This window comes from Chromobacterium sp. CCUG 76385, from assembly GCF_059916625.1.
Map to the genome: position 1 here is coordinate 193,197 of NZ_JAUCGU010000001.1, position 17,949 is coordinate 211,145.

At 63.0% G+C, this 17,949-nt stretch carries 14 protein-coding genes; 9 read left to right on the forward strand and 5 right to left on the reverse strand.

Features of this window, described 5'->3' with window-relative positions; genetic code table 11:
* The first annotated feature begins 164 nt into the window (after positions 1–164).
* The 9 genes from ald (at position 165) to QUG01_RS00940 (ending at position 9,918) form a co-directional block, all read left to right on the forward strand.
* A complete protein-coding gene (gene ald, locus QUG01_RS00900) occupies positions 165–1,289 on the forward strand; it encodes an alanine dehydrogenase (protein WP_500828469.1) in 1,125 nt (374 codons plus the stop codon).
* 17 nt (positions 1,290–1,306) lie between these two features.
* On the forward strand, positions 1,307–2,062 hold the full coding sequence (locus QUG01_RS00905) for a gamma-glutamyl-gamma-aminobutyrate hydrolase family protein (RefSeq protein ID WP_500828470.1): 756 nt from the start codon (positions 1,307–1,309) through the stop codon (positions 2,060–2,062).
* A 116-nt stretch (positions 2,063–2,178) separates the two neighbouring features.
* Positions 2,179–3,513: a glutamine synthetase family protein gene (locus QUG01_RS00910; RefSeq protein WP_103321488.1), complete on the forward strand. Its 1,335-nt coding sequence runs from the start codon at positions 2,179–2,181 to the stop codon at positions 3,511–3,513.
* Between the two features lie 127 nt (positions 3,514–3,640).
* The gene (locus QUG01_RS00915; protein WP_500828471.1) at positions 3,641–5,020 is read left to right on the forward strand and encodes an aspartate aminotransferase family protein; all 1,380 of its coding nucleotides are present in this window, start codon (positions 3,641–3,643) and stop codon (positions 5,018–5,020) included.
* Positions 5,021–5,199: 179 nt separating this feature from the next.
* A complete protein-coding gene (gene motA / locus QUG01_RS00920; RefSeq protein ID WP_500828472.1) occupies positions 5,200–6,057 on the forward strand; it encodes a flagellar motor stator protein MotA in 858 nt (285 codons plus the stop codon).
* A gap of 18 nt (positions 6,058–6,075) precedes the next feature.
* Positions 6,076–6,996: a flagellar motor protein MotB gene (gene motB / locus QUG01_RS00925; RefSeq protein WP_500828473.1), complete on the forward strand. Its 921-nt coding sequence runs from the start codon at positions 6,076–6,078 to the stop codon at positions 6,994–6,996.
* A 10-nt stretch (positions 6,997–7,006) separates the two neighbouring features.
* Positions 7,007–7,747 (forward strand): class I SAM-dependent methyltransferase, encoded by a 741-nt coding sequence (locus QUG01_RS00930; protein WP_500828474.1) that lies wholly within the window; start codon positions 7,007–7,009, stop codon positions 7,745–7,747.
* Positions 7,734–9,059, forward strand: coding sequence for a histidine kinase (locus tag QUG01_RS00935; protein WP_500828475.1), 1,326 nt, complete (start codon positions 7,734–7,736; stop codon positions 9,057–9,059). Before QUG01_RS00930 ends, QUG01_RS00935 begins: the two co-directional genes overlap by 14 nt.
* A gap of 67 nt (positions 9,060–9,126) precedes the next feature.
* Complete coding sequence (locus QUG01_RS00940; protein WP_500828476.1) at positions 9,127–9,918, forward strand: TrmH family RNA methyltransferase; 792 nt, start codon at positions 9,127–9,129, stop codon at positions 9,916–9,918.
* A 17-nt stretch (positions 9,919–9,935) separates the two neighbouring features.
* On the opposite strand, the gene QUG01_RS00945 is transcribed toward QUG01_RS00940, so the two are convergent.
* From QUG01_RS00945 to QUG01_RS00965, 5 genes are all read right to left on the reverse strand, one after another.
* On the reverse strand, positions 9,936–11,183 hold the full coding sequence (locus tag QUG01_RS00945; protein WP_500828477.1) for a multifunctional CCA addition/repair protein: 1,248 nt from the start codon (positions 11,181–11,183) through the stop codon (positions 9,936–9,938).
* A 2-nt stretch (positions 11,184–11,185) separates the two neighbouring features.
* On the reverse strand, positions 11,186–12,121 hold the full coding sequence (locus QUG01_RS00950; protein WP_500828478.1) for a complex I NDUFA9 subunit family protein: 936 nt from the start codon (positions 12,119–12,121) through the stop codon (positions 11,186–11,188).
* Between the two features lie 33 nt (positions 12,122–12,154).
* Positions 12,155–14,044 (reverse strand): lytic transglycosylase domain-containing protein, encoded by a 1,890-nt coding sequence (locus tag QUG01_RS00955; RefSeq protein WP_500828479.1) that lies wholly within the window; start codon positions 14,042–14,044, stop codon positions 12,155–12,157.
* Positions 14,045–14,165: 121 nt separating this feature from the next.
* Positions 14,166–14,387 carry a hypothetical protein gene (locus tag QUG01_RS00960; protein WP_500828480.1) on the reverse strand — a complete coding sequence of 74 codons (222 nt, stop codon included), beginning with the start codon at positions 14,385–14,387 and terminating at the stop codon, positions 14,166–14,168.
* Positions 14,388–14,803: 416 nt separating this feature from the next.
* Positions 14,804–17,947: an efflux RND transporter permease subunit gene (locus tag QUG01_RS00965; protein WP_500828481.1), complete on the reverse strand. Its 3,144-nt coding sequence runs from the start codon at positions 17,945–17,947 to the stop codon at positions 14,804–14,806.
* Between the last annotated feature and the right edge of the window lie 2 nt (positions 17,948–17,949).

Below are 17,949 nucleotides of genomic sequence, written 5' to 3' on the forward strand. Positions count from 1 at the left end.
TACCGCACCGACGGGGAAACCTGCTTGCTGCGTCGCAAAATCAAATATCTTTGCAAGGGTGAGGTTTTATAGTCAGAATCAGTTTGAAAGGGCAAGCGCGATGTGAATTTTCTTAAACGGCTGTTGCCAGTTTGCCCATGAACCAAATGAATTTGGAGGCGACTATGTTGATCGGCGTTCCGAAGGAAATCAAAAACCACGAGTACCGGGTGGGTCTGACCCCGTCTGGTGTCCGCGAGTTGGTTGCAAATGGGCACAAGGTACTGGTGCAGACCCACGCTGGCTTGGCCATTGGATTTACCGACGAGCAGTACATTCAAGCCGGCGCCTCCATCGCCTCCAATGCGGAGGAGGTGTTCGAGCGTTCTGAAATGATCGTCAAGGTCAAGGAGCCGCAGCCGGTGGAGTGCCGGATGCTGCGTCCCGGCCAGGTGCTGTTCACTTATCTGCATCTGGCGCCGGATCCTGAACAGACCAAGCTGCTGATCGAGTCTGACGCCGTCGCCATCGCCTATGAGACGGTGACCGATGAGCGCGGCGGCCTGCCGCTCTTGGCGCCGATGTCGGAGGTGGCGGGCCGCATGGCTATCCAGGCCGGCGCCCACGCCTTGGAAAAAGCCCAGGGCGGCCGCGGCGTGCTGCTGGGCGGCGTGCCGGGCGTCGCCCCGGCCAAGGTGGTGGTGATAGGCGGCGGCGTGGTGGGGCTGAACGCCGCGCGCATGGCGATGGGCACCGGCGCCGACGTCACCATTCTCGACAAGTCGCTGACCCGCCTGAAAGAGATAGACATGGTGTTCGGCGGACGTATCAAGACCCTGATGTCCAACGGTGCCAATATCGACGATAGCATCCGCGACGCCGATCTGGTGATAGGCGCGGTGCTGATTCCGGGCGCGGCGGCGCCGAAGCTGGTGACGCGCGCCATGTTGAAGACGATGAAGCCTGGCGCGGTGCTGGTGGATGTGGCCATCGACCAGGGCGGCTGTTTCGAAACCAGCCGCCCCACCACCCACCAGGACCCGATCTACACGGTGGACGGCATCGTGCACTACTGCGTGGCCAATATGCCCGGCGGCGTGGCGCGGACCTCGACCCAGGCCTTGACCAACGCCACGCTGCCGTACGCGCTGGAGCTGGCCAACAAGGGTTGGCGCCAGGCCTTGCTGGATAATGCCCACCTGCGCAATGGCCTGAACATCTGCCGCGGCCGCGTCGCTTACCAGGCGGTGGCGCAGGATCTGGGTTACGCCTACGTCGATCCGATCGAGGCCATCAAGGCCCCCAGCTGAACAGGAGCCGCACTGCCATGTCGCAAGCCATCATCGGTATTCCCTGCGATCTCAAGACCATAGGCCTGCTGCCGTTCCACGCGGTGGGCGACAAATACATCACGGCTGCGGCCGGCGGCGCCGGCGGCTTGCCGCTGCTGATTCCCGCGCTCGGCGACGAGGATTTGCTGCGCGCTACGCTGCAAACGCTGGACGGCGTGCTGTTGCCAGGCTCGCCGTCCAATGTGGAGCCTCACCATTACGGCGGCCCGGCCAGCCGCGAAGGCACGCTGCATGATCCCAAACGCGACGCCACCACGCTGCCGCTGATCCGCATGGTGCTGGAGCAGGGCATCCCGCTGTTGGGCATCTGCCGCGGCTTTCAGGAAATCAATGTGGCGCTGGGCGGGGAACTGCACCAGCATGTGCAGGAGCAGCCTGGCCTGAATGACCACCGCGAGGCGGAAAGCGACGACGTGGCCGAGATGTACGCCCCGGCGCACGCGGTCAGCTTTGTCGAGGGCGGCTTGCTGGCACAGTGGACTGGCCAGCGCGGCGCGCGGGTGAACTCCTTGCACCAGCAGGGCATCAAGCGCCTGGCGCCGGGACTGGACGCCGAGGCGCACGCCGAGGACGGCCTGGTGGAAGCCTACCGCATCCGAGACGCCAAGGCCTTCGTCTTTGCCGTGCAATGGCATCCGGAATGGCGCTATTGGGAAAATCCGCTGTCGCAGGCGATATTCGGCGCCTTTGGCGAGGCTTGTCGAGCCAGGAGCGCGCAACGAGGCAAGTGATGGGGCAGTAACCGCGCGCGGGCCGATGAACCCCACGCGCGTTTTGATGACTCATAAGAAGCACCTCCCGATCCAGAGCCGCAGTCAGCGGCCGGGGAGTCTACAGAGGAAGCATTATGAATCACCAGATCAATGAGTGGTTGCGAGAGCACCGTATCACCGAGGTGGAATGCATCGTGCCGGACATGACCGGCGTGGCGCGAGGCAAGATCGTTCCGAAAGACAAATTCGTATCCGACCCGGAAATGCGCCTGCCGGAAGCGGTGCTGATCCAGACGGTCACCGGCGACTATCCGGACGACAGCATGCTGGATCTGACCGATCCCGACATGGTGCTGGAGCCGGACCCGAACACGCTGCGCTATGTGCCGTGGGCGGTGGATCCGACGGCGCAGTTGATCTACGACTGTTTCCGCGCCGACGGCACCCCGGTGGACGTCGCCCCGCGCAATGTGCTGAAGCGCGTGCTGGGGCTGTACGACGAGATGGGCCTGGAGCCGGTGCTGGCGCCGGAGATGGAGTTCTATCTGTTGTCGCCGAATCCGGACCCGGACATTCCGCTGGCGGCGCCGGTGGGGCGTACGGGGCGGGCCGAGTTTGGCCGCCGCTCTTACTCCATCGACGCGGTCAACGAGTTCGACCCGCTGTTCGAGGACATCTACGACTATTGCCATGCCCAGAACCTGGAGGTGGATACGCTGATCCACGAGATCGGCACCGCCCAGATGGAAATCAACTTCCTGCACGGCAACCCGCTGGAGCTGGCCGACCAGGTTTTCCTGTTCAAGCGCACCGTGCGCGAGGCGGCGTTCCGCCACAATATGTACGCCACCTTCATGGCCAAGCCGATGGAGAACGAACCGGGCAGCGCCATGCACATTCACCAGAGCGTTGTGGACAAGAATACCGGTCGCAACGTGTTCTCCAATGACGACGGCAGCCCGTCGGACCTGTTCTTCCATTTCATTGCCGGCATGCAGAAATACATTCCGCAAACCATGCCGCTGTTCGCCCCTTACGTGAACTCATTCCGTCGTTTGTCTCGTTATACCGCGGCGCCGACCAATGTCGAATGGGGTTACGACAACCGCACCGTCGGCCTGCGCATTCCGCATTCGTCGCCGGCCGCGCGCCGCATCGAAAACCGGGTGCCGGGCGTCGATGTGAACCCGTATATCGCCATCGCCGCCACGCTGGCCTGCGGCTATCTGGGCATGACCGGCAAGCTCAAGCCGTCCGAGCCGCGCCAGACCGACGCCTACGAGTTGCCCTATCAATTTCCCAACAGTTCCGAGGAGTCCCTGCAGCAGCTGGCCGGCTGCCATGAGATCGCCGAGGTGCTGGGGCCGCGCTTCGTCAAGATGTACGTCGGCATGAAAGAGAAGGAGTTCTCTGAATACTTCCGCGTGATCAGCCCGTGGGAACGCAAGTTCCTGCTGCTGCATGTGTGATGCGGGAACCGTCAGGGTACGGTTAGAATCGCAGCGATGGACAGGATAAATGAATAAAACGACGCCCCAGGCGCAGGAGAGGCGGACCGCCGGTTCGCCTTGTCGGAGAAAACAGGAAGGAAGTGTTATGCAGAACCAACGTACCACCAGCCAACTGCGCGAGCTGGATGCCGCCCACCACCTGCATCCGTTCACCGATACCGCATCCCTCAACCAGGCCGGCGCGCGCGTGATGACGCGCGGCGAGGGCGTGTATCTGTGGGATTCCGAAGGCAACAAGATCATTGACGGCATGGCCGGCCTTTGGTGTGTCAATGTCGGTTATGGCCGCAAGGATTTCGCCGAAGTGGCGCGGCGTCAGATGGAAGAACTGCCGTTCTACAATACCTTCTTCAAGACGACTCACCCGGCTGTGGTGGAGCTGTCCGCCTTGCTTTGCGAGGTCACGCCGGCCGGCTTTGATCACGTGTTCTACACCAACTCCGGCTCGGAGTCGGTGGATACGATGATCCGCATGGTGCGCCGCTACTGGGATGTGCAGGGCAAGCCGGAGAAGAAGACGCTGATCGGCCGCTGGAACGGCTACCACGGCTCCACCATAGGCGGGGCCAGCCTGGGCGGCATGAAATACATGCACGAGCAGGGCGATCTGCCGATTCCCGGCATGGCGCACATCGAGCAGCCGTGGTGGTACAAGTTCGGCAAGGATATGACGCCGGACGAATTCGGTCTGGTGGCCGCCCGCTGGCTGGAAGAAAAGATTCTCGAAATCGGCCCGGAAAAGGTGGCGGCGTTTGTCGGCGAACCCATCCAGGGCGCAGGCGGCGTGATCATCCCGCCGGCCAGCTACTGGCCGGAAATCGAACGCATCTGCCGCAAATACGATGTGTTGATCGTCGCCGACGAAGTCATCTGCGGTTTTGGCCGCACAGGAGAGTGGTTTGGCCATCAGCGCTTCGGTTTCCAGCCGGACATCTTCACCACCGCCAAGGGCTTGTCCTCGGGCTACCTGCCCATTGGCGCCGTTTTTGTCGGCAAGCGCGTGGCCGAAGGGCTGATCGCCGGCGGCGACTTCAACCACGGCTTCACCTATTCCGGCCACCCGGTCTGCGCCGCTGTCGCCCATGCCAATGTGTTGGCGTTGCGCGATGAGGGCATCGTTCAACGGGTCAAGGATGATATCGGCCCTTATCTCCAGCAGCGTTGGCGCGAAACCTTCAGCCGTTTCGAGCATGTGGACGATGTGCGCGGCGTCGGCATGCTGGGGGCGTTCACCCTGGTCAAGAACAAGGCCAAGCGCGAGCTGTTCCCGGACTTTGGCGAGGTCGGCACGCTTTGCCGCGATATCTTCTTCCGCAACAACCTGATCATGCGCGCCTGCGGCGACCATATCGTTTCCTCGCCGCCGCTGGTGATGACGCGCGGCGAGGTGGATGAAATGCTGGCGGTGGCGGCCCGCTGCCTGGAGGAGTTCGAGCAGACGATCAAGGCGCGCGGACTGGTTTGACAGCGGCTATGCTGCGGGGGCGGGCAGTATTTTTTGCGTCGCTTCCCGGTTTTACAGCGAATGAGGCGGGTTGGTACAATTCCACCCGCTTTTTCTATTATTTCTATAATGAATTGCAAAAAGGCATGCTGTAATACAAACAACGGCATTCGGCTACAAAACAAATAGGGACTTGACGCATGTTCGTCGGAATCGGGTACATCATCATTCTGGGTTCGGTGCTCGGAGGCTTCATCGCCGCAGGGGGCCATGTCGCCGCACTTATCCAGCCGCTGGAATTCGTGATGATCGGCGGGGCGGCTGCCGGCGCATTCGTCGTTGCCAATGGCGGCGCGCCGCTGAAAGCCACCATGAAGGCGCTCCCCACCGTGTTCAAAGGCAGCCCGTACGGCAAAGCCTTCTATATGGATCTGTTTTCCCTGCTGTTCGAGATACTGACCAAGGTGCGCAAGGAAGGCCTGATGTCGATCGAGGCCGATGTCGAAAATCCGGAAGCCAGCCCGGTGTTTGGCAAATATCCCAGTATTTTGCATGACCATCATGTCGTAGAGTTCATCAGCGACTACCTGCGGCTGATGGTGGGCGGCAATCTGAACGCCTTCGAGATCGAAAACCTGATGGACGTGGAAATCGAGACTCACCACCACGAGGGCGAAGTGCCGGTGGCCGCGGTCAAGAGCCTGGGCGACGGTCTGCCGGCCTTCGGTATCGTCGCCGCCGTGATGGGCGTGGTGCACACCATGGAATCGGTAGGCGCGCCGCCGGCTGAGCTGGGCATGCTGATCGCCCACGCGCTGGTGGGTACCTTCCTCGGTATTTTGCTGGCTTACGGCTTCGTCGGCCCCTTGGGCACCATTCTGGAACACAAGCTGGCGGAAGGCACCCGCGTCTACCAGACCATCAAGGTGACGCTGCTGGCCAGCCTGAACGGCTATGCGCCGCAGGTGGCGGTGGAGTTCGGGCGCAAGGCGCTGTCGTCGATGGACCGTCCGTCCTTCAAGGAACTGGAAGACCACGTCAAGTTGACCAAAAAATAAGCCGGGCAGGGGATAGAGATGGCGGACGAATCGCAACGACCCATAGTCGTCAAGAAAATCAAGAAAGGCGGGCACGGTCATCACGGCGGCGCCTGGAAGATCGCCTACGCCGACTTCGTGACGGCGATGATGGCGTTCTTCCTGCTGATGTGGCTGTTGGGCTCGGCTTCGCAGGGCACCCTGAACGGCATTTCCGAATACTTCAAGACGCCGCTGAAAGTGGCGCTGGCTGGCGGAGCGGGCGCCGGCGACGCCACCTCGGTGATCAAGGGCGGCGGCAACGACATCACCAAGCAGGCCGGGCAGGTCAACAAGGCTGGCGCCCGGCAGGTGGAAATCATGCAGAAGCAGCAGGAGCAGGCCCGGCTGAATGAGCTGCAACAGAAGATCCAGCAGACGATAGACAACAGCGTGCTGTTGAAGGAATACAAGAACCAGCTGAAGCTGGAAATGACGCCGGAAGGCCTGAAGATTCAAATCGTGGACGAGCAAAACCGGCCGATGTTCGACTCCGGCAGCTCGCGCATGTTGCCGCACACCCGGGCTCTGCTGCAGCAACTGGCGATGGACTTGAACCAGCTGCCCAACAGGATCAGCATTTCCGGCCACACCGACGCCACGCCTTTTTCCGGCGGGCAAGGCGGCTACAGCAACTGGGAGCTGTCGGCGGATCGCGCCAATACCGCGCGCCGCGAACTGGTCGCCGGCGGGCTCAGCGAAAGCAAGGTCATACGAGTGGTGGGCCTGGCCTCGGCCATCCCACTGGTAAAAAGCAATGTGTTCAGCCCGGAAAACCGCCGCATCACCATTGTGGTGCTGAACAAGGAAGCTGAAGTCTCCATTCTCAACGACGGTTTCAAACCGCAGATGAATCAGGAAGTGATAGGCGGCCCGGCAGACGGCCAGCCTGCCGGAAGCCAGCCATCGGCTTCGCCGTGAGGCGCGCGGCATGAGGCGATTGCGCCACGTATCGCAGCAGCTGTTGGCCGGCCTTGCCGCCTGGGTGTTCATCGCGCCCGGGCTGCATTTGGAAGCTTGGGCGCTGCTGCAGGGGCTGCTGGCCGCCTTATCGTCCATCGGATTGCGCCAGCCGGGTTGGCAGCGGCTGGCCCATGGCTTGTTCGTGCCGGCTGTGGTATTGATGAGGCAGCTGGATATCGCGCCGATCTGGTATCTGGCGGCCTTGCTGGCGACGCTGGCGCTGGGGCGCAATGCGCTGTTTGAGCGAGTGCCGCTATATCGCTCCGGCGCACTGGTCGCGCAGCGGCTGGGCGACGTGCTGGCGCAGCAAAGCCGGCTGCTGGAGGCCGGCTGCGGCGATGGCCGGCTGGCGGTTCGTCTTGCCGCCCTGCGCCCGGATTTGCGCGTGCTGGCGCTGGAAAACGCGGTGGGCGCTTGGTTGCTGGCGCGCTTGCGCTGGTGGCGCGCCGGGAAGCCCTCCAGGCTGGACATAGGTTGCCGCAGCTTTTGGAAAGAAAACTGGGGGAATCATGATGCGATCTACGTTTTTTTGTCGCCGGAGCCTATGCCTCGGGTCTGGCGCAAGTTTCTGGATGAGGGCCGGCCAGGCAGCCTGCTCATCAGCAATACTTTCACCGTGCCGGACATCGAGCCTGACCAACGCCTGCCGCTTGATGGACCCCTACAAAAAGAACTTCTGATCTGGCGCCACCCACATGGATCTCAATAACTGGACGAAAACCATTGCCGAGCAGCGATGGCCGATTCTCCCCGATACGCTGGCCGAGGTGCGCGATGCCTGCGCCCGGCACAGCGATCTGATCAATTTCACCTATCTGGCCAATCTCTGCCTGTCGGATCCGTTTCTGTTGCTGGACTTGTTCCGGGTGGTCGGCAATTCGCGCGCCTTGCAACGCAACGAGTCCATTCCCGCGGTGGAGCCGACGCTGTTGCTGATGGGGCTGGAGGCGGTGGTGACGCGCTTTAATCGCCTGGAGGCGCTGGAAGCGGCCCCGGGCAAGCTGGACCCGGAAGTTTACGAAGCAGTGGGCGACTGGATGGGGCGCAGCCGCGTGGCGGCGCTGCTGGTGAAGGAATGGCTGTCCATCATGGGCGATCTGAAAGTCGAGGATTGCTTTGTTTCGGCATTGCTGTACAACCTGCCCGGCTGCATCTACATGATCCAGCGCAACAGCTTGCCGGACAAACCGCTGCTGCAGGAAATGTCAGAGGCCTTCGACGCCGACTACGCGAAAATTCTGGCCGCTTTCATCAAGGCCATGCCGCTGCCGACAGGCTTCAACCAGCTGCTGGGACCCGGCGCGCCAAGCAAACGGCGACAATTGCTGAAACTGGCCATCGCCACCGCCAACTCTCTGGAGCATGGCGTGACCCGCAGCACCTGGCTGGTGGGCGTGGATACCGCCGCCAAGTTGATCAACTGCACGCCGGAACTGGCCTATCAATCCGTGGTGCATGCAGTATTGAATGTGGCCCGGCATCCGCATGTCGCCGGCTATACCTTCCCCGCCCGCGCCTTGCTATTGCTGCCGACAGACAGCAAGAAGATGGAGATGAAAAAAGCGGCGGCGCTGTCCAGTGGCGATCAGCTGGAAAACGCCATCCGCGAGTCCATTCGCTTTCTGGCCAATGACTTGAAATTCGAGCGCGTGCTGTATTACCACTATGAGCATGACGGCCATCTGCTGAAATTGCGCTACCAGGTTGGCGTGCCGTCCGAGAGCCCGCTGCGCAAGCTGCCGCTGGAGCTGGAGCCGGGCAGCTTCTTCGGCGTGTTCACCAGCAAGCCGCAAAGCTTCCACGCGCCGGCCGCGGTGCGGCAACAGTTGACGCGGCGCTACGACGACGAGTTTTTCCGTCATGTAGGGGACCAGGAATTCGCCCTGATGACGCTGTTTGGCGGCCACAAGCTCAGCGGCGTGTTCTACGTCGACAATGCGGTCAGCGGCCGCTCGATAGACGATACCACCTATCATCGCTTCAAGGATCTGGTCACCCGGCTGACGATGATGCCGCAATGATGCAAGAAGGCGGCGGGGCGGGTAAACTCTGCCTCTTCGCTTTTGCGCAGCCTGACAAGAACATCCCATGCCTTACATAGCCAAATCCATCACCTCCCCGCATAACGACGAAGTCAAGGCGCTGGCCCGTCTGGTCCAGCACAGCCGCGACCGCCGCAAGGAGGGCGTGATGGTGCTGGAAGGCATTCACCTGGTCGAATCCTGCCTGCAGGCCGGAGGCCGGCTGGCGCGGGTGTATCTGAACGAAGCGGCGGCCGCCAAGCTGGAAGTCATCGCCCTGCTGGATGGCTTGCCGGCGGATGCTGTCGTGGTGACCTTGCCGGAGCCGGTGATGGCCAAGGCGACGGCGCTGTCCAGCGCTTGCGAGCTTTTGGCCTTGTGCGAGCGGCCGCTGCCGCCCGCGCCGCATGCCGACGCGCCGCGCGTCCTGCTGGAAGACATCCAGGATCCGGGCAATCTGGGCACCATTTTGCGCAGCGCCGCCGCTGCCGGCGTCTACGATGTGTTCTTGTCCAAGGGCTGCGTCGATGTGTTCTCGCCCAAGGTGCTGCGCGCCGGGATGGGCGCGCACTTTGCCTTGCGCATTCATGAGCATGCCGACTTGGCCGAAGAGCTGCGCCGCTTCACCGGCCGCAAACTGGTCACCTATCTGGAAGGTTCCCGTTCGCTGTACGGTCATGATCTGACCGGCGCGGTGGCCTTTGTGTTCGGCAACGAGGGCGCCGGTGTCAGCGAAGCCTTGTTGCAACTGGCGGACGACCGCATCCGCATTCCCATGCCCGGCCACGCCGAATCGCTGAACGTCGCGATGGCGGCCACCGTGTGCCTGTTCGAGCGGGTGAGGCAGCTGCAGCCTTGAGCCGTATGGCGAGCCGCTTATCCACCTGACGGTTCGCCGGCCTCGCGCCGCTGCCATTCTCGCTTGCCGGCGGCGATGACGGCCACGCGCGCGGCGTCTATGGTGGCCGGAATGGCGGCCTTGTCCGCGCAGCCGGCGGCGATGGCGCCGGCGTCTATTTGCAAGGCGGCTTCAAGCAGCGTTAGCAGATAGGCCTGCTGAGGGTAGGGCGCATCCTCGAAGTTCAGCCGGCCGCGGGCGTCGGCCAGGCAGGCGTCCAGCATCAGGCGGAAGCGTTCCGGCCGGCGCAAGGCGTCGCACTCCTTGAACAGCCGCAGCATCGTGTCGGGACGCAACTCGAAGGCTTGATGCACCTTGATGTGATGTACCAGCGTGATGTGGGCCAGATCGCGGCAGTCGCTCGGCACGCGCAGCCGGCGACAGAGCTCCGCCAAGGGCGCGATGCCGCGCATCTCATGGCCGATGTGGCGCGGCAACACGTCGGGCGGGGTCAATGCCTTGCCCAGGTCGTGCCCCAACGCGGCAAAACGCACCGTCAACGGCTGTTGTTGCGAAGCGGCGTAGTCCAGCACGCGCAGCGTATGGTCGCCGCAGTCGATTTCCGGGTGATAATCGGCGCGCTGCGGCACGCCGAACAGCGCATCCACCTCCGGCAGAATGCGCGCCAGCGCGCCGCATTCGCGCAGCACCAGCAGCATCCGCGATGGCTTGTCCTCCATCAGGCCCTTGGCCAGTTCCTGCCATACCCGCTCCGCCACCAGCGCGTCGGCCTCGCCGTCGTCCACCATCTGGCGCATCAGCGCCATGGTTTCCGGCGCGACGGCGAAGTCGAAGCGGGCGGCGAAGCGCGCCAGCCGCAGGATGCGCACCGGGTCTTCGGCAAAGGCCGGGCTGACGTGGCGCAGCAGGCGCGCTTTCAGGTCTTCCTGGCCGCCGTAGGGATCGGTCAGGCTGCCGTCGGCGGACTCGGCGATGGCGTTGATGGTGAGGTCGCGCCGCGCCAGATCTTCTTCCAGCGTCACGTCCGGCGAGGTGTGGAAGGTGAAGCCATGGTAGCCTTTGCCGACTTTGCGCTCGGTGCGCGCCAGCGCGTATTCCTCATGGGTTTCCGGGTGCAGGAAGACCGGAAAGTCCTTGCCCACCGGGCGGAAGCCCAGTTCCAGCATTTGCTCGGGGGTGGCGCCCACCACCACCCAGTCTCTATCCTTGACCGGCAGATTCAACAGACGGTCCCGAACGGCCCCGCCCACGGTGTAGATTTCCATGCTCAACGTCCGGCCTTTTCCCGATAGCAGGAGGCGATGAAATTGCTGTCGCGGCCGGCCAGCCAATCCGGCGCCAGCGCGGATAGCGCGGTGGGCTCGAAGCCCAGCAGCGCTGAAGGGAAGGGCTGGTCGCTGACATTATCCCATTGCAGCGACCTGACATTGTCGCGGCTCATCAGCGTGGGGCCTGGCAGGCACTCCATCAGCGCGCCCTGCAGCATCGCCAGGCTGTCCGGCAGGCCGATCACGGGACGCGGATGGCCGCTGAGCCTGCCGGCCAGCTGCGCCAGCTCGGCCAGGGTATAGATTTCCGGCCCGGCCAGATCCAGCCGGCATCCCACGGTTTCCTGCCGCGCTAGGCAGGCGCTGACCGCGCCGGCCACATCCTCCACCCATACCGGGGCCATCCGGCAGCGCGCGCCGGCCAGCGGCAGCAGCGGCAGCCGTTTTTGCAGGTCGGCGAACAGATTGAGAAAGGCGTCATCCTGGCCGAATACCACCGATGGACGCAGTATGGTCCAGGCCAGGCCGCTGTTTTCCACCGCCAGTTCGCCCAAGGCCTTGGTCTGCTGATAATCGCTGGGCGCATCCTGCGCCGCGCCCAGGGCGCTGATGTGCACCAGGCGGCGCGCGCCTGTTTGCTTGCAGGCGGCGACGATCTTTTCCACCAGCTGGACATGCGCCTTCTCGAACTGGGCGCGGCTGCCGTGCAGGATGCCCACCATGCTGACCACGGCGTCGTGGCCGGCGATCAGCTCGGCCAAGCGCGCTGGATCGTGGACATCGGCCGATGCCAGCTCGACCGACGGCAGCACGCTGAACGCCGGCAGCGCCGCCTTGCGGGTGGCTACCGTCAGCCTATGCCCTTGTTCGGCCAGCCTTGTGGCGATATGCAGGCCGATGAAGCCGCTGCCGCCTATCAGACAGATTCTAGACATGTTCGCTCCCGTGTTGCGTTGCCCAGACTGCGCTCAGCGCGCCGGGATCATGCCCATCCGGTTTTTCAGCGAGATGTTGGCGTGACCGAAAGTGCTGGAATAATAGGCTGCGTTGGCCATGACTTTTTGCACATAGTCGCGGGTTTCGCTGAACGGTATGGTTTCCGCGTAGATGGTGCCGTCCAGCGGGCGGTCTGCCTGCCAGTTGCGGGCGCGTCCGGGGCCGGCGTTGTAGGCGGCGGTGGCCATCACCTGATTGCCGGACAGATTGTCCAGCACATAGCGCAGATACCAGGTGCCGAGCTGGACGTTGGTTTCGATGTCGTTGACCGCGAAGTGGGTCAGGCCGATTTTTTTGGCCGCCCATTTGGCCGTGGCCGGCATCAGCTGCATCAGGCCGGAGGCGCCCACGCCGGAGCGCGCCATGGTGATGAAGCGGCTTTCCTGGCGGATCAGGCCGTAAACCCAGGCGTCGTCGATATCCAGTTGGCGGGCGTACTTTTGCGTGACTTCGCGGTAGGGCGTCAGATAGCGCAGCGAAAAATCGTGCTCTTCCTTGGTGCGTTCCGCGCTGTAGATGGCCATGTCGTAAAAGCCTTCCTTGCGGGCGATCTCGGCGGCGGCCAGCAGCTCCATGTCGTTGCGGCCGCGCATCGCCCAGCGCCATTCTCGTTGCGCGTCGGTGCGGAATTCGGGCTTGGTGTAGATTTCGGCCACGTTCAACAGCGCCAGCGAGCGGCGAATCGCCGGGTCGGCTTTCAGTTTGTCGACATCCGCGCTGCTCGGCGTGGTCTTGCTGGCGGAGGCGGACAGGCTGTTGCCCAGTTCTTCCAGCGACAGCAGCGCGTAATAGCTGTGGCCCACGCTGGCCTGGCTGAGCAGCGGGTTGGCTTCGGCGGGCTTGCCCAGCTGCTTCAGCGAGCGGGCCTGCCAGTAGCGCCAAGCCGGTTTGCTGGAAACGGCTTTAGGCATGCGGCGGATGATGTCATCAAGTTGCGCCCACTGTTCCAGCCGCAGCGCGGCGCGCGCCCACCATTCCCACTGATCGGTGGTGAGCTGGCGCGGATCGGCCTTGGCGAACCATTGCAGCGCCTGTCCCGCGAGTTGTTTGCGCGCGGACAATAGGGCGAGTTGGCCCCAGCCGAAGCCGGCGCGATCCGGCGTCAGGTCTTTTTCCACCCGCGCCAGGTAGGAGGCGCCGCCTTCCAGATCGCTCTTGGCCTTGCGCACGATGTCGTACAGGATGGCTTCCTGACCGCCGGGCGTGGCCGGGCTGGCGTTGGCCGGCTTGTTCAGCGCCGCGTTGTCCAGCGGCAGCTGGGTGTCGGAGGCCAGTTGCCGGGCCTGGGTCAGGAAGTTGCCGGCCAGCAGCAGGCGCGTGCGGCGCCACAGCCAATCCTGGTCAAGCAGGCCGCGGGCGTAGGCGTTTTCAATCAAGCGGGTGCAGCCGTCCGGGGCCGGTTTGCTGTCGAGGAAGCGGTCGAGGTCGTCCAGCTTTTGGCCCTGGCGCAGTTGGTAGATCTGGCCGTAACAGGTGGATTCTTCGTCGCGGCCTTCCTCCGGCAGCTTTTTCCACTCTTCGGCGAAGGCGGTCCAGTTCTCTCGCAGGCCCAATTTCTTGACCCACTCATTGCGGATGCGTTCGGGCATCAGGCCTTCCTGTACTTGCGCCAGGAAGCGCAATACCTGGGCGTCGTCATTCTTGTCCAGCGCCTTCCAGGTCAGCCAGTAAGCCGGGTAGTCCTTCAGCGGATAGCTGGCTGGCAGCTTGTCGCCCAGGCTGGCCAGCTTGGCCTGGTCACTGGAGCGATACGCATCGCGCGCGGCGATCAGCGTATCGTCGGGGCCGGCGAAGGCGGAGAGAGGGGCGGCCGCCGCGATCGCCAGGAGGGTCAGGCGTATGGAGGTGGTCAGGACTTTCATGTGGGTCGGCGTCTTTTTGTTCAAAGCCCATCCAGGCCGGATAGGGTTTGCATGTTGTTTGGGTTGCGGGCTTCGCCAGACCAACCGCATTTCTCATAGAGACAATTCAGGCGATGTCGGTTCAGGCGTTGTTGCCACGGCAATGACTTGTCCATGGCGCCCTGCGGCCATCTTTTTTCAGGCGGCCGCTTTGAAGTTCGGTATGTCGATTCGAATGCGTTGGCGATGGTTTGGCCATATAAAGATTCTTTTTCGACACCCAGTAATTTAAAGCATTTTCCGCTTTGCAGCCAGACAAGGCCGCGGTGAAGTAGCCTAACTGCGTGTTTTTCTGATATTTCAAGTGAGCTGCCTGGGCGGATGGCCTGATGTCGAGTATTCGCGGAGGCGGCGTGCCGACGATGCCGTGATATCGAGGTGAATATAAAGCCCGTAATGAGGCTTTGTATTTTGGGGCGTTCTGGGTTGGAAATATTCGATGATGCGGGGGCGCCGATTACGGTCCGCCGGCTGATATTCCATGATGGGGATGTGAGTGGGTTGGGCGGCCGCGAGGAGGGGCGTTATCTAGGGGCTGTTGACGTTTGGTGAGTGGATCGCGTTTGCGCTACGCCAAACCCGCAGGGCCGGGTGCCTTTCGCGCCGACTCTTCGTTATTCCGCGCTGGCAGAGAATGACTATGCGGCGCGCGAAACGCCTCGATTCGTCGCAAAACGCATCCCGGCGCGACCGCTCTCCAAACGTCAACAACCCCTAGTGTTAGCCCGATGCGCTGTTTTCGGCAGATGCCATCTCGACCGCTTGGCGAGGCTTGCGGCCGCGCTGCATGATCAAGATGAAGAACAGCGGAATGAAGAAGATGGCGATGAAGGTGGCGGCCAGCATGCCGCCTATCACCGGCGTGCCCAGCGAGTGGCGGCTGGCGGCGCCGGCGCCGCTGGATGTGAGCAAGGGCACGCACCCCAGGATGAAGGCCAGCGAGGTCATGACGATGGGGCGAAAGCGCAGCCGCGCCGCCTCGCATGCCGCTTGCGACAGCGACATGCCTGCCTGGTGTTTCATCACCGCGAACTCCACGATCAAGATGGCGTTCTTGGCTGCCAGGCCTATCAGCGTCACCAGGCCGATCTGGAAGTAGACGTCGTTGCTCATGCCGCTGAGGTAGACCGCAAGCAAGGCGCCGAACAATGCAAACGGCACGGCGCTCACGACCGCCAGCGGCAGGCTCCATTTCTCGTATTGCGCCGCCAGGATCAGGAACACCATCAGGATGCCGAAGGCAAAGGCCATGGCGCCGCTGTTGCCGGCCAGTTTTTCCTGATAGGCGCTGCCGCTCCATGCCAGGGTATAGTCCTTGCTCAGGGTTTGCTCCGCCACTTGCTCCAGCGCGGCGATGGCCTGGCCGGAGCTGACGCCGGGCGCCGGCTGCGCCATGATCTTGGCGGCGTTGAAAATATTGAAGCGGTTTACCAGTTCCGGGCCGAAGCTGGGCCGGATGGCGACCAGGCTGGTCAGCGGGATCATGGTGCCGTCATCGGAGCGCACATGCACATTGCGGATGTCTTCGGGGCGGGCGCGGAAATCGGCTTCGGATTGCAGCTGCACTTTGTAGGTGCGGCCGAATTTGTTGAAGTCGTTGACGTAAAGCTGGCCGAAGGTGGCGGACATGGCGTCGAACACGTCGTTGATGTTCACGCCCAGCGCCTTGGTTTTTTCTCTATCCAGATCGATGAACTTCTGCGGCACGTCGGCGCGGAAGGTGGTGCTGACCGCGGCGAACTCAGGCCGTTTTTCCGCCGCCGCAAGAAAGCGCGCGGTGGCTTCGCTGAGTTTGCGCGAGCCATTGCCGCCCCTGTCCTGCAAGAAAGCCTCCAGGCCGCCCGTAGTGGACATGCCGATGATGGGGGCGGGCGTGAAGGCGCGGATGACGGCCGCCTGAACCGATTTGCCGCGCGCCATCGCCCAGGCGGCGATGCTGGCGGAGTCCTGTCCGGCGCCTTTGCGTTCGTGCCAGGGCTTCAGGGTGACGAAGCTGGTGGCGTGATTGGATTGTTTTGAGCCGGACAGGATGTCAAAGCCGGTAAAGGTGGTGACATTGGCGATATCGGGGTTCGACAGCAAGACCTTGTCGAAAGCCTCGGTCACCTTGGCGGTGCGGGTCAGCGCGGAGGCGTCCGGCAGCGCTACGCTGACAAACAGGCTGCCCATGTCTTCGTCCGGGACCAGTGAGCCGGGCACGCGCGTGAACAGCAGGCCGGTGGCCAGCAGCAGGGCGGCGAACAGTCCCAGCCCCAGCCCCCGGCGGCGGTTGAGGAAGGCGACGCCGGTGACATAGCCGAAGGTGAGCCGGGTGAAAGCGCGGTTGAACCAGGCGAAAAAGCGCGCCGGTTCATGCTGCCCCGGTTTGAGCAGCAAGGCGCACATCGCCGGGGTCAGCGTCAGCGCCACAATCCCGGACAGGATCACCGAGATGGCGATGGTGATGGCGAACTGTTTGTACATCACCCCGGTCATGCCGCCCATGAACGCCACCGGCAGGAACACCGCGCACAGCACCAGCACGATGGCCACCACCGGACCGGAGACTTCCTGCATCGCCAGGATGGCGGCTTCCTTGGCCGAGCAGCGCTGCTCGCGCATGATCCGTTCCACGTTTTCCAGCACCACGATGGCGTCGTCCACCACAATGCCAATGGCCAGCACCATGCCGAACAGCGTCAGCAGATTGATGGAGAAGCCCAGCAGGATCATGCCGGCGAAGGTGCCGATCAACGATACCGGCACGGCGATGCAGGGAATCAGCGTGGCGCGGAAGCTCTGCAGGAACAGGTAGACGATGGCGAAGACCAGCACGGTCGCCTCCAGCAAGGTGGAGATCACCTTTTCGATGGAAACCTGGATGAACTGGGTGGTATCGAAAGGGATGGCGTAGTCGATGCCGGCCGGGAAACGGTCTTTCAGTTCCTCCATCTTGGAGCGGATGGCCGCGGCCACCTCCAGCGCGTTGGCGTTCGGCTGCAGATAAGTGGTGATGCCTACCGCGGGCTTGCCGTTGCGCATGCCGATCACGTCGTAGTCGTTGCCGCCCATCTCCACCCGCGCCACGTCCTTGACGCGGATCTTGGAGCCGTCAGGCTCCGAGCGGATGATGATGTCGCCGAACTCTTTCGGGTCGGCCAGCCGGCCTTTGGCGTTGACGGTGTAGGTGAAGTTGATGGCCTGGTTGGTGGGTTGGGCGCCGATCTTGCCGGCGGCGAACTGTGCGTTCTGCTCGCGCACCGCCCGCGTCACGTCGGCCGGCGTCAGCGCCAGTTGCGCCAGGCGGTCTGGGCGCAACCAGATGCGCATCGCGTAATCGGTGCCGCCCATCATGTTGACGTCGCCCATGCCTGGAATGCGCTTGAGTTCGTCCATGATGTTGAGCAGCGCGTAGTTGGCCAGGTAGTTGCGGTCGTATTGGCCATTCGGCGAGCCGATGGAGATCACGCTGAGCACGGAGGTGGATTTCTTGCGCACGGTGATGCCCTGGCGCTGCACTTCCTCCGGCATCATTTTCATCGCCGCCTGCACCCGGTTATTGACGTCGATGGTGGCCTGGTCCGGATCGGTGCCCACCTTGAAGTAGACGTTGAGGCTGAGCTGGCCGGTGGACGAGGCGTTGGACTGCAGATACAGCATGTTCTCCACGCCGTTGATCTGCTGCTCCAGCGGCGCGGCTACGGTTTCGGCTATGGTTTCCGGCGTGGCGCCGGGGTAGCTGGCGCTGACCGATACTACCGACGGCACGATCTGCGGATATTGCTCAATGGGCAGCGCGCGCATGGCCGCCAGGCCCGCCAGCGTGATGATGATGGCGATGACGCTGGCGAAGATGGGGCGGTGAATGAAGAATCTGGAAAACATGG